This is a genomic window from Methyloceanibacter sp. (assembly GCF_041573655.1).
Taxonomy (GTDB): domain Bacteria; phylum Pseudomonadota; class Alphaproteobacteria; order Rhizobiales; family Methyloligellaceae; genus Methyloceanibacter.
This window is the reverse complement of record NZ_JBFFQD010000002.1, coordinates 39,723-52,958: the sequence shown is the minus strand read 5'-3', so window position 1 is coordinate 52,958 and position 13,236 is coordinate 39,723. Positions and strand designations below refer to the sequence as shown.

General features: G+C 64.2%; 12 protein-coding genes. 5 read left to right on the top strand and 7 right to left on the bottom strand.

Annotated elements, in window-relative coordinates:
* Positions 1-37: 37 nt before the first annotated feature.
* The gene (gene dksA, locus ABY454_RS00950) at positions 38-472 is read right to left on the bottom strand and encodes an RNA polymerase-binding protein DksA (RefSeq protein ID WP_372928292.1); all 435 of its coding nucleotides are present in this window, start codon (positions 470-472) and stop codon (positions 38-40) included.
* Positions 473-810: 338 nt separating this feature from the next.
* On the opposite strand from dksA, the gene ABY454_RS00945 reads away from it, so the two are divergent.
* Both ABY454_RS00945 and ABY454_RS00940 read left to right on the top strand, forming a co-directional pair.
* Positions 811-2,268 carry a YcjX family protein gene (locus ABY454_RS00945; protein WP_372928291.1) on the top strand — a complete coding sequence of 486 codons (1,458 nt, stop codon included), beginning with the start codon at positions 811-813 and terminating at the stop codon, positions 2,266-2,268.
* A complete protein-coding gene (locus ABY454_RS00940; protein WP_372928290.1) occupies positions 2,265-3,245 on the top strand; it encodes a YcjF family protein in 981 nt (326 codons plus the stop codon). Before ABY454_RS00945 ends, ABY454_RS00940 begins: the two co-directional genes overlap by 4 nt.
* A gap of 4 nt (positions 3,246-3,249) precedes the next feature.
* On the opposite strand, the gene ABY454_RS00935 is transcribed toward ABY454_RS00940, so the two are convergent.
* Complete coding sequence (locus ABY454_RS00935) at positions 3,250-4,119, bottom strand: hypothetical protein (protein ID WP_372928289.1); 870 nt, start codon at positions 4,117-4,119, stop codon at positions 3,250-3,252.
* A gap of 690 nt (positions 4,120-4,809) precedes the next feature.
* On the opposite strand from ABY454_RS00935, the gene ABY454_RS00930 reads away from it, so the two are divergent.
* Positions 4,810-5,262 carry a hypothetical protein gene (locus ABY454_RS00930; RefSeq protein ID WP_372928288.1) on the top strand — a complete coding sequence of 151 codons (453 nt, stop codon included), beginning with the start codon at positions 4,810-4,812 and terminating at the stop codon, positions 5,260-5,262.
* Between the two features lie 92 nt (positions 5,263-5,354).
* On the opposite strand, the gene ABY454_RS00925 is transcribed toward ABY454_RS00930, so the two are convergent.
* Complete coding sequence (locus tag ABY454_RS00925; RefSeq protein WP_372928287.1) at positions 5,355-5,666, bottom strand: anti-sigma factor; 312 nt, start codon at positions 5,664-5,666, stop codon at positions 5,355-5,357.
* 2 nt (positions 5,667-5,668) lie between these two features.
* A complete protein-coding gene (locus ABY454_RS00920; protein WP_372928286.1) occupies positions 5,669-6,223 on the bottom strand; it encodes a hypothetical protein in 555 nt (184 codons plus the stop codon).
* 172 nt (positions 6,224-6,395) lie between these two features.
* Between ABY454_RS00920 and ABY454_RS00915 the strand changes: the two genes are divergently transcribed.
* On the top strand, positions 6,396-7,382 hold the full coding sequence (locus ABY454_RS00915) for a class I SAM-dependent methyltransferase (protein ID WP_372928285.1): 987 nt from the start codon (positions 6,396-6,398) through the stop codon (positions 7,380-7,382).
* A gap of 23 nt (positions 7,383-7,405) precedes the next feature.
* On the opposite strand, the gene ABY454_RS00910 is transcribed toward ABY454_RS00915, so the two are convergent.
* The 3 genes from ABY454_RS00910 to ABY454_RS00900 form a co-directional block, all read right to left on the bottom strand.
* Positions 7,406-8,434, bottom strand: a complete 1,029-nt coding sequence (locus ABY454_RS00910) for an NAD(P)/FAD-dependent oxidoreductase (protein ID WP_372928284.1) — start codon at positions 8,432-8,434, stop codon at positions 7,406-7,408.
* 6 nt (positions 8,435-8,440) lie between these two features.
* Positions 8,441-8,761 (bottom strand): 2Fe-2S iron-sulfur cluster-binding protein, encoded by a 321-nt coding sequence (locus ABY454_RS00905; RefSeq protein WP_372928283.1) that lies wholly within the window; start codon positions 8,759-8,761, stop codon positions 8,441-8,443.
* 176 nt (positions 8,762-8,937) lie between these two features.
* On the bottom strand, positions 8,938-9,333 hold the full coding sequence (locus ABY454_RS00900; protein WP_372928282.1) for an Hpt domain-containing protein: 396 nt from the start codon (positions 9,331-9,333) through the stop codon (positions 8,938-8,940).
* A gap of 392 nt (positions 9,334-9,725) precedes the next feature.
* Here ABY454_RS00900 and ABY454_RS00895 point away from each other — a divergent pair, with 392 nt between their 5' ends.
* Entirely contained in the window at positions 9,726-13,178 is a 3,453-nt protein-coding gene (locus tag ABY454_RS00895) for a hypothetical protein (RefSeq protein WP_372928281.1), read from the top strand.
* The last annotated feature ends 58 nt before the right edge of the window (positions 13,179-13,236 follow it).

Genomic DNA, 13,236 nt, shown 5'->3' with positions numbered 1-13,236 from the left:
CGATGTTGGGCTACCGGTCTCGAAAGACCGTCGCGCGCTACACGTCGCGGTAGACGCGCTCGCGGCGCTCGTGACGCTCTTGCGCCTCGACGCTTAAGGTCGCGATGGGACGCGCATCGAGCCGTTTGAGGCTGATGGGCTCGCCAGTTTCCTCGCAATAGCCGTACGTACCGCCCTCGATTCGCTCCAGCGCGTCATCGATCTTGGCGATGAGCTTGCGCTGGCGATCACGGGCGCGCAGTTCCAGCGAGCGATCCGTCTCGGAGGTCGCGCGGTCGGCAATGTCGGCATATTGCTCGGAGTCGTCCTGCAGATGCTGCAGCGTCTCCTTGGTGGAGCGCAGAATCTCGTCACGCCAGTTGAGAAGCTTGCGGCGGAAATAGGCCCGCTGCTGCTCGTTCATGAACGGCTCATCATCCGACGGCCGATAATCCTCGGGGAGGACTTTCTTCTTCTTTCTTGCAGTCGCCATGAGAGTCACGTCCAGGCCATCCACTTCATCGGCTCGTCGCCTACTTAACTTCACCCGGCACGCCTCAGCGTTCCCCCACCAGGCAGCCCCGTATTTACGGAAGCGAGTTGACAAGTCAAGACAACACGCGGGGTTGACAAATGCGCCAAGCGCCGCTCCCGAGAACATCGCGGAATCGTCATATCTCATAGGCAGCGCTGGGACTTGCGGCGCACATTTGTTGTGCAGGTGCACAGTCAAAAAGGTACCAAGAGTTCCCGCTGGTCTTCCTTCGTTGCCCCGAGCACGCTATGAGGCGCATGGCACGGGGGGCCGAGAAAAAAGGACTGATCTGAAGCGTGCCACTTTCCACCTATACCCAGGCCGCGGGCGACGCCGTACGCAACGTGGGAGACGTTGCCTCCGGCCTCGCAACGCCGCGATTGCGCCTCGGCGTGACCGGCCTCGCCCGCTCCGGCAAGACGGTGTTCATCACGGCGCTGGTCCATAATCTCATCGCCAGTGGGCGGCTGCCATTCTTCGATGCGGGCGCGGAGGGACGCTTGATACGCGTCTATCTCGAGCCCCAACCCGACGAGATCGTGCCGCGCTTCGAATACGAAAGACATCTCGCCGACCTCACCGCCGAGCCGCCGACCTGGCCGGAGAGCACACGCCAGATCAGCCAGCTGCGCCTGACGCTCGAATACGCCTCGACGCGGTTCTGGAAACGGCAATTGGGGCGCGAGCGGCTGCATATCGACATCGTCGACTATCCAGGCGAATGGCTTCTCGATCTGCCGCTCCTGCAACGCGACTATGCCAGTTGGGCTAGGGACGCGGTTGCGCAGGCGCGCGAAGCGGACCGGGAAGCGGCGGCCAAGGATTGGAACACCGCGCTCGGCGAGATCGATCCGGCTGAGCCTGCCGACGAAGCGCTCGCCGCGAAGCTCGCAGATCTGTTCAAGACTTATTTGCGCGAGGCGCGCTCCGACCAATATGCGCTGTCCACCTTGCCGCCGGGACGCTTTCTTATGCCAGGCGATCTCGCGGGCTCGCCTGCGCTGACCTTCGCGCCGCTCGATGCCAAGGGTGCCGACAGTTTCCCGCGCGGCTCGCTGTGGTCGCTCATGGAGCGGCGCTACGAAGCCTATAAGACCTACGTCGTGCGCCCCTTCTTCCGCGACCATTTTGCGCGGCTGGACCGGCAGGTCGTGTTGATCGACGTGCTTGCCGCGTTGAACGGCGGGCCGGCGGCAGTTGCCGATCTGGAACGCGCCATGACCGAGATCCTCGAATGCTTCCGCACGGGCGCAAACAATCTCTGGTCGAACCTGTTCGCACCGCGGATCGACCGCATTGCCCTTGCCGCGACGAAGGCCGACCATCTGCACCACGAGAGTCATGACCGGTTGGAGGCGATCCTGTCGCTGCTCACGGACAAGGCGCTGGCCCGCGCCCGCTATCGCGGCGCCGACGTCAACGTTCTGGCGCTGGCCGCCATCCGCGCCACGCAAGAAGGCGAAGCGAAGCGGGGCACCCAGACGTTGCCGTGCATCGTCGGCTATCCGCTAAAGGGCGAGAAGATCGGCCGGCGTATCTTCGACGGCAACGAGCCCTTCGCCATCTTCCCAGGCGATCTTCCCGAGGATCCGAAGAAAGCGCTGTCCGGCTGGCAGACCGAGCACGGCGATATGCGCTTCGTTCGCTTTCGGCCGCCCGATCCGGTGCAGCTGCCTTCAGGAGGCGTCGCGCCGTTCCCAAATATCCGGCTCGACCGCGCCATCCAGACCCTGATCGGAGACCGCCTCGCATGACCGCACCCAAGCGCCGGAAGCCCGCGGCGTTCCGCGTCGAAGACGTGGACGTGTTCGTGCCGCCGGAGCCGCCGGCCGCCGAAACGCTCCCTACTCCTATGGACGCGCAAACGCGCATGCTGCCCAATCTGGATCGCGGCTTACGCTGGGGCAGCATCTTTCTCGCCGCACTCGGCGGGCTGATCAGCCTCATCGCCTCGCTATGGCTCTACGATTGGGTGCTTTCGCTCCTGGCGCGGGACGACTGGATCGGCTGGGTCGCTGTCGGGCTGCTAGCCGTCGTCGTGCTGGCACTTCTCATGATCATCATCCGCGAGGTGGCCGGGCTGTTGCGGCTTGGACGCCTCGACAAAATCCGCCACGAGGCGGACAGCGCGGCGCGCCAGAACGACAAGGCGCTCGCCGTCGACGTGACGCGACGGCTGAAGCGTTTCTATGCGGGACGCGACGACCTTGCTTGGAGCTTGCAGCGTCTAGCCGAGCACGAGCATGACATCATGAACGCGGAGGAGCTGCTGCGTCTCGACGAGCGCACACTCATCGCGCCGCTCGATCCCGTCGCACGCGGCATCGTCGCCACATCGGCAAAGCGCGTGTCGGTGGTCACGGCGGTTAGCCCCAACGCGCTTATCGACATGATGTTCGTCGGCGCGCAGAACCTGCGCATGCTCCGCAAGCTCGCCACGCTCTATGGCGCACGCCCCGGGACGTTGTCGCTGTTGAAGCTCGCGCGCATGGTGGTCACGCATATCGTGCTCACCGGCGGCATTGCGCTCGGCGACGACGTGATCCAGCAGGTGATCGGACACGGACTGACTGCGCGCCTTTCGGCACGGCTCGGCGAAGGCGTGTTCAATGGAGCGCTGACCACGCGCATCGGCATCGCGGCGATCGATGTTTGCCGCCCCCTGCCCTATATCGAGCAGCCGCGCCCGCGCTTCCGCGAACTGGTCGCCGAGGTCGCCGGCATCAAGTGATGCATCAACTCAGGAGATTGCAGCCATCGAGCGCGACGGTTTGGGAGCCGCCGTCGTTGAATCTGAGCGTCAGCTTGACCTCGTCGGCGCAAGCAAGTCCGCCCGCGCTGATGCGGAAGCCGTTCGTCTTGTCGCTCGAGGCTTGCAACTGCGGGCGGATGGCCGGCGAGTTGAATGCGTAAGAGACGCCAACCAGGCGCTGCTTCATCTCGGCGGGAGGCTCCAACCAAAGCTCGAAGTGATAAAGCGGCCGCGAGCGCGCCGAGCCCTTGATCTCGGTGACCTTGGACTTGATCCACTGCTTCACCTCACCGCCTGCCGGCAGCACGACGGCGGCTTGCGCCACCGGTGCAGCGCCGTTCGGTGACGTCTTTTTCTGCGCCGACTTTCCGGTGGGGCCGAGCGGGCTGAACGGGACCGGCTCCACAGCGTCCCAGGGAAGATTTGCGCTGGCCTTGGAGAAAGCGGCGAAGGCTCTGCGCTTCTTCCCGTCGTCCTTTTTTGGCGGCCGGTTCCAGATCAGCTCTCTGGGAATTTCGCTTAGCCCCAAGAGGTTCGGCTCGGCGTCTTGTGCAGGGCTGGGAAGCGGCGGCGCCAGCGCCATGGTCAACAACCGGCTGACACTCGTTGGCTCGAAGCCGTCTGCGGCCGATGCCGCAGCCGGCCCTTTGGTCTTTGCGTGCTTGGAAACGACGGTCTCCCCGCCGACGAGATTTCTCATGTCCAGCGAGGCGCCGCCTGGCCCGGAGACATCGGCGCCGAGCGCCAGAAGCCCCCCGAGCACCGCCGCGCCAGCCGCCAGTAGGAGCCGCCGCGCGCGGGTACCGACAAGGCCCGGCAAGACCGATACTGCTCTTACTGCGACACGCCGCATGAAACTGAACTCCCCCGACTTGGAGCCTAGCATACAGCTCAGAAAAACGGCGGTCCAACGGGACGAAACGGCGCTCTTCCCAAAGCCTTGCGGGCGGCCGCAACGTGGCCGGGGGCGTGCGATCCGGTGGATTGCGGGGAAAAGCGGTGCGCCACCAGTGCAACGCGAATGCATTGCGGTATTCTTCAAACTGTGAGTTGGCCGGTTGTAGAAGGGGCTGACGGAGAAATCCCAAAGCTTCGGGAAATGATCGGAAGGCTCGCAGGGCATGGCAAGCCCGAGGTCGTCCATTGCCATGGGCGGCTGAAGGCGGCGGGAAGCGTAGACGCAAATGGTCCACGGTCTGGCGACGTCGTCGCATTACCGTGAGTCGAGGTCGACAGGGTCCTTTGCGCCACACATCCCATCGCTGATTGGTTTCAGCCCGGCCGGGGCTGGTGCCACGTCGTAGCAACGCGACGCAAAATAAGGGCCGTGGTCAGGTCGCGGCGCTGCTTGTGGGAGACCATGAGGGAGGCGCGTGACCAAGAGGCCGATAAGGTCTCGCGGCGCCGACCAATCGTCCCGAACGGGCGTGCGGCTCGACATCGCAACAGGGAGGCGGGGCCGCAAAGCTCCGCCTTTCCTTGTTTTTGCACTTCATTTCGCCCCCTTTAGCTGCGACGACGCGACCGATAAGATCGCGCCGAAATGAAACACCCCTTCTCAACCGCCACGCCGATTGCAGCGGCTGCCGCAGCCGCGCTGTTGGTCGCGCTGACGGCCTGCTCGACGGTGGACAGCATCAGAGGTCCGGAGACCGGAGCGTCCACCGAGGCCGCGGCATACAATGTGCGGCCCAACGACCCGCTCGCGCGGCCAACCCAGGTCGCATGGACCTCGGCCCGCGCAACCCGCTGCGGGTTCGTCTTCAACCCCCAGCAGCTCCGCTCGAACTACCTCGCCTATGAATCGCGTTTTGGCCATGGCCAGGCACGAATGGAGAAGACCACACATGCCTACGACTACACGCTCGAGTCCGTGTTCCAACAGATCAAAAACGATCAGGGCTATTGCACTAAGGATCGGCTAGACGCGATCCGGGTCGACCTCAACCGCCATCTCTCCGGCGATTACAGGGCGATCGCGCGCATGGCGCGTTAGCGGTTGGCACCCGTTGACGTTTGCGGCTGGGGCGCGGTCTGCGCGGGGACATCGATCTGCACTTCCGCACCTTGGCCCGGAAGTTTGAGAGGTCACCCGTACCCGGCGACGGCAAGCGCAGCGGCCACGGCCAGGCCGAGACCAGCCGTGGCGATTTTTATGGTGCGCCACGAAACGAAGATGCCGTCGTCTTGCGGGACCGGCACTTCGGAGATGTCCATCTCTTCGCCGGCCAGGATAGCCTCAAAGGCCGCTTCCAGACGCGCATGCGCGTGCTTCAGCGCGTCGACCCGCGCCGCAAGAACATCGTCTTGATCGAGAACCCCCTCCACCGCACGCGTCTGTTTGCGGGCAAGTTGTCCATCGACATAGGCGATGAGGAGTTCGTCGCTGAGTTCAGTCATGGTCAGCCCCTGAGCCCTTCGGGATAGAGCGTCTCGACGGTCGCCGCGGCTTGCGCCGGCGCCCGTGCGTTCAAGCGGTCCGCAAGCACCGCACTGATACGGATGAGCCGTGCGGCGATTGTCTCGGGTGGAACGTCGAGGATGCGGCTAGCGTCCTCGTACTCAAAGCCTTCGCCATAGACGAGGAGCACTGTGAGGCGTTGTGGCGCCGACAGGCTCCCCAGGAAGGCAACGACCGACGCGTCAACGTAGTCGTCGCCTTTGGCGTAGAACAACTCGACAAACCGCGTCTCGTCGATCCTGGCTTGCGCAACGGGCTCGGCATGATCGCGCAACTCGCTCAGCCAATACCGGTAGATCTCGGCGAAGGCCCAAACATCGAGGGACGTGCCGCGCTGGTAGCGATGCTGCTCAGCCAGCATGAGCTGGAGCGCGCGGCTCAGCAGCCCTGCGCCTTCGTCACGCGCGCCGACAAGCACGTCGGCGAAACGCATGAGCCTCGGCAACATGGCAATGAGGCCTGGCCTCACGGAGTCATGGAAGTCTTCTGCCTGCACGCCTCGCTCCCCGCCGCTTGGGGTTTGTGCCGGCCGTCGCGGGTCCCCCTCGCGAATCAAGAGGATAGCACATTCGGCAGACGCGTTTGCGTTGCGGAGCCGGCCTTTGCCTAAAAAGCGCTTGCTTCACGAGGCATCGTGCACAATCCTTACGCATGAACGGGGAACTCCCATGACGGTCGCCCCCCGCGGTCCAGGCCGGACTGCGCCGCAAGGTGGTACTTCGTCGGGCGGCCATACCAAGACGGCGGCTGTAGGCGCCATGTCGAGGACCAAGGACTCAAATACGAATGCCGCCGCCTTGGGCCGCGGCGCACTGCGCAACCGCCTTGCCGGGCGCCTTGCCCAACTCGCCGACAAGACCTCCAGTCAGACGAAGCAGGCCACCAAAGACGGCTTGGCTCGCGCGGCCGAGTATGGACGAGGGAGCGTGCTGCCCGAGATCGAACGGACCGGCGCGAAGATTAAGGAGCACGCGCGTCCCGAGCGGATCAAGCAAGACTACAAAGCGTTTTTGCACTGGCTGAACGCACGGGTTTTCGATCCGCCGAAGGAGCAGTTGTTCTTCTCCTCGACCAAAGATCCGGTAGCGCTGTCGGGGCTCACGATCCGCAGCCGTCATCCCGAGCGCGGACACGACTACCGCCCGACACCGTGTCAATTGTTCCAATGGACCCTTGCAGGCATCGACTACGATTTCTCGAAGCTTACCTTCGTCGATCACGGCGCCGGCAAGGGACGCGTGCTGTTACTCGCAGCCGAGCACCCGTTTGCGGCCGTCGGCGGCATCGAGTTCGCCGAGGAACTGCACGACGACGCCGCAATGAACATCGCGCAATACCCGCGCTCCCATATGCGCTGCCGTAACGTGGAGTGCGTGCTTGGCGATGCGACCGAGGTCGGCCCGCCCGAGGGCGAAGCGATCCACTACTTTTTCAATCCGTTTTCGCGCGAAGCCTTCGCCGAGGTCTTGAACAACATCGTCGTGTCGTACCGCGACAAGCCGCGGCGTCTCTACCTCGTCCTCGTCGACCCGATCGCGACCGACCTTGTGGATGAGAGCGGCGTGTTTGCGCGTGTGGAAATTCCGGCGAACGAGCGCCTCAAGATCAGGCTGTTCAGCCCCTACGACGTCGCGATCTACCGCACGTTGGCCTGAGCTAATTAGGCCTAAGGGCCAGCCTATTTCACGCCCAGCTTCTTTTGAAGATTCGACGACGACGTCGTGTACTGGAAGATCAGCTTCTTGTCGGGGTACACAATTTTGTGCACCTGCTGCGCCATCAGCGCGGCTTCATGGAAGCCTGACAGAATCAGCTTCAGCTTGCCCGGGTATGTGTTGATGTCGCCGATGGCGAAGATGCCCGTCTCGCTCGTCTCGAACTTCTCCGTATCGACCGGGATTAAGTTCTCTTCGAGATTGAGACCCCAATCGGCCACCGGGCCGAGCTTCATGGTCAGGCCGAAAAAGGGCAACATGACATCCGCCGATTGCTCGAACGTCGCGCCGTCGGGCCCTTTGACCGTGACGCCGGTGAGTTGGCCGTGGTCCCCGTGCAGCTCCGTCACCTGACCGAGCTTGAAGGCGGCATCCCCGTTTTCGACCAGATCCAGCATCTTCTGCACCGAGGCCGGCGCCGCACGAAACTCCGAGCGTCGATGCAGCAGCGTCAGCGACTTGGCGACCGGCTGTAGGTTCAGCGTCCAATCGAGCGCAGAGTCGCCACCGCCGACGATAAGCACGTCCTTGTCCTTGAACACATCCATCTTGCGCACCGAGTAGTAGACGGACGTCCCCTCATACGCCTCGATACCCGGGAGCGGCGGCCGCTTGGGCGTGAAGGACCCGCCGCCGGCGGCAATCACCACGACCTTGCACTCGAACGCGGTGTCGGCATCGGTCACGAGGTGGAAGCCCTCGTCCGTTCGCTCGAGCGTTTCGACGCGCTCGCTGAAATGGAACTCAGCGCCGAAGGGCTTGATCTGCTCCATGAGCTTGTCGGTCAGCTCCTGACCGGTGACGACGGGCAGAGCCGGCACATCGTAGATCGGCTTTTCGGGGTAAAGCTCGGCGCACTGGCCGCCCGGCCGGTCGAGGATGTCGATCACGTGAGCCTTCACGTCGACAAGGCCGAGCTCGAACACGGCAAAGAGGCCCACCGGGCCTGCCCCAATGATAACCGCGTCGGTCTTGATCACTTCCGCTGACATAGCGCCTCAGAACTGTTTTTCGGGAATTCGGACCCTGAGCCCATCGAGCTCCTCGGTCACTTTGATCTGGCAAGACAGGCGGCTCTCCGGGCGAATATCGAAAGCAAAGTCGAGCATGTCCTCTTCCATCTGCTCCGGCTGGCCTGTCGGCTCGCGCCACGCGTCCTCTACGTAGACATGGCACGTCGCGCAGGCGCAGGCACCGCCGCATTCCGCCGCAATGCCTCTGACCGAGTTCTTCACCGCGGCCTCCATCACGGTCATGCCGGGATCGGCATCGACAACGTTCTCGGTTCCGTCGGGTTGAATGTATGTGATCCTGGCCATGACGTTGGCGGGCTCTAACGCGCAAAATCCTTATCTCGGGAGCCGGGCGTCTTGCGGGGTGACCGCGCCCGAAGGGTTGGCGCGGTTGGGGCATGCCCGCCCGCAGCCCGTGCTCTATAAGGCAATTGAATTTGAGACACCAGAGCCTTGCGGCCCCTTGTGGCGAAAGATGCCGGTCAGCGGCTCTCAAGCACCGTGGCGATATAGGCCTCGGCCTCACGCAGCGAGGCTTCGACCTCATCGACCCGCGCGCTGCGGAGCTCGCTCAGACCATCGCCTTGAAGGGCTTCGGCCTGTTCTGCGGCTTGCGCCATGCGCCAGGCGCCAATCGCGCGGGCGGAACCTTTGAGGGAATGGGCGGCCTGCTTCCAGTCCTCATCGGACTTGGCCGCGCGGAGCTGATCCAGAAGGAGAACGGACTGGCTGCAGAACAGCCCCAGAACCTCCCGCTCAAGCTCCGGCTCGCCGAGCGTGTAGCGCGCCAAGTGCTCAAAATCCACGGGATTGCCCGAGGGGCCCTGTTCGTTGGCAGGGGTCGAAGCTTGGACTTCTGCTGCCGTCTTGCTGGCCATGCGCCTCGCTCGATGCCGCCCCAAACCCGCTGCCTCAAGAACCCTTGAAACGGCTCTATTTTCGGCCGGCCCTGCGCAAAGTGACGAAACCCTCGCACCTGGCAACGGTCCCAGGCTCCACTTAGCCGATTCGCCTTTGCCTCGCAGCAAAATTGGGGTTCAATCCTAGGGAGTTAACCGGCGTTAACCCAAGCAGGCGATTCAGCTTTTTTTAAGCCTAGAAAAACGTTAACGATGTTGGGCGAGGGGAAAAAGCGTTGGGGGCTCTTCCGGTTAGACTTCCTCGGAAGATGATGCGGGGTCCCACGAGATGCGATGCGCCGCTGTTGCGGGTTTTGAGTTCTAGGGCGCACTGTTTTCCCAGTTCTATTTAGTGGTGCGAGGAACGCGTAATGGCGCAGAAACAAGCGAAATCGGCCCCAGGGAAAGAGACCTCCGACGACAAGGAAGAGGTCAAAGGCCCCCTGGAAGCGATGATGCAGGGCAAGACCAAGGGCAAATCCGACGACCTTGAGCGCATGTCGACCCTACCGCGGCGATCGACCCTCGCCGACCGGCTCCAGGCCGAACAGCGCAAGCGCGTGGAGCCCAAGCGCGAAGAGCCCCGCCGCGAGGAGCCGCGGCGCGAAGAGCCCACACCGGCCAATCTCAGCGCGCCTCAGGAAGAGGCCAAGCCTGCCGACGCCCCCGAGGCCGCAGGCGCGCCCTCTCCCAAGCATCTGTCTCGGTCGCGACGCCCCGCCGGACCGCCGCCGCAGCGCCGCTTGGCCACGCCGGCCAATGACGACGTGCCGTCGATCGGCGGCCTGATCTTCGCCCTTCAACAGCGGCCGGCCCACACGCCGTTCCTGTTTGCGCTGGTCGCCTCGGTCGTCTGGGTCGTCATTGGCGGCATTTTCGCCTATGGCGTGATCTCCAACGCAGCCGCCAGCGGCGGCTTCCTGAGTGCGCCGGCCCTCGCCGCCACGGCCGCCATTCTGGTTCCCATCATCATCTTCTGGTTCCTCGCCCTCCTCGTATGGCGGGCCCAGGAGCTGCGCCTCATGGCCTCGGCCATGACCGAGGTCGCCGTCAGGCTCGCCGAGCCGGACCGGCTGGCCGAGCAGTCCGTGGCCTCTGTGGGTCAGACCATCCGCCGCCAAGTCGCGGCGATGAACGACGCTATTTCGCGCGCCATTGGCCGGGCCAGCGAGCTCGAAGCCATGGTGCATAGCGAGGTCGCGGCGCTCGAACGCTCCTACGGCGAGAACGAGCTTCGCGTCAGGGGCCTGATCAACGAACTCGCCACCGAGCGCGAGGCCCTCACCAATAACAGCCAGCGCGTAAGCGAGGCCCTGAAGGGCGTGGGCGCCCAGGTGGCGCGCGATATCTCCAACGCGAGCGGTGCGATCGACCAGAAGCTGGCCGAGCGCGGCACACAGCTCACCGAGCTCCTCGTGTCCCGCTCCAACGAAGCCGCCGATCAAGTCCACAAGGCGCAAGCTAAGGTGTCCGAGCAAGTGCCGGGCCTGCTGGAGCGCCTTAGCAAGGAACAGGGGCGCCTGACGAAGGTGATCGAAGGCGCGACCCAGAACCTGACCTCTCTGGAGACCGTTGTTGCACAGCGCACCACGGCTCTCGACGAGACCATGAAGGAGCGGACGGAAGCCCTGCAGAGCTCGCTTGCGGAGCGCATCAAGGGACTTGAGACGTCGGTCGCACAGGGCGCCATCGTCCTCGACAAGACGCTCAAGGAGCGCGCCGAGACGTTCATGGCCGAGATCGGCAAGAGCACGCAGGTGCTCGACGACGCGCTGAAGAACCGCACCAACGCGTTCACCGGTCTCGTGGCCGAGGGCACGGTGGCGATCGAGAAGACGATGGCGGACAAGACCGACGCGCTCACCAACGTCGTCGCCGAAAGCGCCGTCACCCTCGACAAGACCTTGGAAGACCGCACGGCGGCCTTGACCAATGTCGTGGCCGAAAGCGCGGTGGCGCTTGAGAAGACGATGACGGACAAGACCGACGCGCTCACCAACGTCGTCGCCGAAAGCGCCGTCACCCTCGACAAGACCTTGGAAAACCGCACCACGGCCTTAACCACTATGGTGGCCGAAGGCGCGGTGGCGCTCGAGAACACGCTGACAGCCCGCACTGACGCGCTGGCCGCGACGATTGAGGAGCGGACAGGCGCCGTCGACAAAACTCTGGCGGATCGCTCGGCCCAGTTCACCTCGGCCGTAAATCAAGGCGCCATTGCACTCGACAAGACCATGGCCGAGCGGGCCGACGCCTTCACCAAGTCGCTGCTTGAGAAGGCGCAAGGGCTCGAGGTAGCCATCACCCAGCAGACCGACTCGCTCGACAAGACGATGGGCGAGCGTGCGCAACTGGTGATCACGGCCCTCGCCGAGCGCTTGAATGCCATCGATACGGCCTTCGGCCAACGCACGGCCGAGACCGACAAGATGCTCGGCGAGCACACGCGCATGGTTGGCGAGACCTTCGGCCAGCAGACCGCGCAGCTCAACGAGGTCCTCGCCGCCAACTCGCAGGTGATGCAGCAAACGGCCGAGCAGGTGGGCGTTCAGTCCAAGGAAGCCGTGGACATCCTCACCAACCAGACCGGCAATCTGCGCGAGGTGTCGCGTGGGCTCCTGGAGCAGATCCACGGGCTCACCGAGCGCTTCGAAAGCCAAGGCGAGGCGATCCTCACCGCGTCCAAGGCGCTGGACTCTTCGAACGCCAAGATCGACTCCATCTTGGAGGGCCGCCATCAGGCCATCATCGCCCTGCTCAACACGGTCAACACCAAGGCGCAGGAACTCGATGGCATGATGCACAACTACTCGGGCATCGTCGACGGCGCCCTGTCAGAGGCCGAAGCGCGCGCCAAACAGGTCACGACTGCTCTCGGCCGCGACACGGCCGGACAGGCCCAGCAGGCGCTTTCGCAGATCGAGAAACTCCGCGAGGAGGCGCAGGCCCACACGGCCCGCGCCGTCAACGAACTCAAGGGCAGCTTCGAGACGGTCATCACCCAGATCGGCAAGCAGCTTGAGCAGATGCGTGGTCAGTTCGACAACACCTCGCGTGGCATGCGCGAGACGGCGCGGCAAACCGTGTCCGACCTGGATGGCTTGCGCCAAGAGATGCAGACACGCATGGACACCTTGCCCGAGCAAACCGCTCAGGCGACCGCGGCAATCCGCAAGGCGCTGAACGACCAGTTCCGCGAGATCGAGGCGCTCAGCCCCTCCCTGCCCCAAGCGAGCGCTCAGCCATCGGGCATGGGACCGGGGTCTCAGGCGCCCTTCCCGCCCGTGGCGGAAGAGCCGCCCCTGCCACGCTTCGATGCGCGCGGCCAACAGGTGCAGGCCGGTTACGAGCCCACCGACTTCGACCAGAGCGCCGGTGGCTTGGCGCAGCAGCTTTCGAACGCTTCGGGCCGTGGTGGCAGCTGGCCGCCTCAGGACCAGAGCTTCGGCGGCCAAGGCGGTTATGCCGCCGGACGCGGTGCGTCGACGGGCGCCGGACAGTTGCGCATCGAGGAACTGTCGCGGGCGATCGACAATCGCACTGCGGCGGATGTCTGGTACCGCATGCGCGCCGGCGAGCGCGGCGTGCTGGGTCGGCATATCTACACCTATGAGGGTCAGGCGACCTTCGAGGAGATCTCGGGCCGCTATGACCGCGACGGCGAGTTCCGCAACACGGTCGACCGTTACATCGCCGACTTCGAGCGTCTGCTCGCGGAGGCCGAACAGTCCGATCCGGCAGGTCACAAGCTGCAGAACTACCTGACGTCCGAGACCGGACGCGTCTATCTTCTGCTTGCCCATGCAAGCGGACGCCTGCGGTAAGAGCCGCCAGGTTCCCCCAGAGACTGGGCCCCTCCTCTCAACGAGAGCGAGGGGCCTT

What these genes read in the sequence shown, in the direction of transcription:
- dksA (WP_372928292.1), bottom strand. Translation starts at nt 472, where the DNA reads ATGGCGACTGCAAGAAAGAAGAAGAAAGTCCTCCCCGAGGATTATCGG.
- ABY454_RS00940 (WP_372928290.1), top strand. Translation starts at nt 2,265, where the DNA reads ATGACCGCACCCAAGCGCCGGAAGCCCGCGGCGTTCCGCGTCGAAGAC.
- ABY454_RS00935 (WP_372928289.1), bottom strand. Translation starts at nt 4,119, where the DNA reads ATGCGGCGTGTCGCAGTAAGAGCAGTATCGGTCTTGCCGGGCCTTGTC.
- ABY454_RS00930 (WP_372928288.1), top strand. Translation starts at nt 4,810, where the DNA reads ATGAAACACCCCTTCTCAACCGCCACGCCGATTGCAGCGGCTGCCGCA.
- ABY454_RS00925 (WP_372928287.1), bottom strand. Translation starts at nt 5,666, where the DNA reads ATGACTGAACTCAGCGACGAACTCCTCATCGCCTATGTCGATGGACAA.
- ABY454_RS00915 (WP_372928285.1), top strand. Translation starts at nt 6,396, where the DNA reads ATGACGGTCGCCCCCCGCGGTCCAGGCCGGACTGCGCCGCAAGGTGGT.
- ABY454_RS00910 (WP_372928284.1), bottom strand. Translation starts at nt 8,434, where the DNA reads ATGTCAGCGGAAGTGATCAAGACCGACGCGGTTATCATTGGGGCAGGC.
- ABY454_RS00905 (WP_372928283.1), bottom strand. Translation starts at nt 8,761, where the DNA reads ATGGCCAGGATCACATACATTCAACCCGACGGAACCGAGAACGTTGTC.
- ABY454_RS00900 (WP_372928282.1), bottom strand. Translation starts at nt 9,333, where the DNA reads ATGGCCAGCAAGACGGCAGCAGAAGTCCAAGCTTCGACCCCTGCCAAC.
- ABY454_RS00895 (WP_372928281.1), top strand. Translation starts at nt 9,726, where the DNA reads ATGGCGCAGAAACAAGCGAAATCGGCCCCAGGGAAAGAGACCTCCGAC.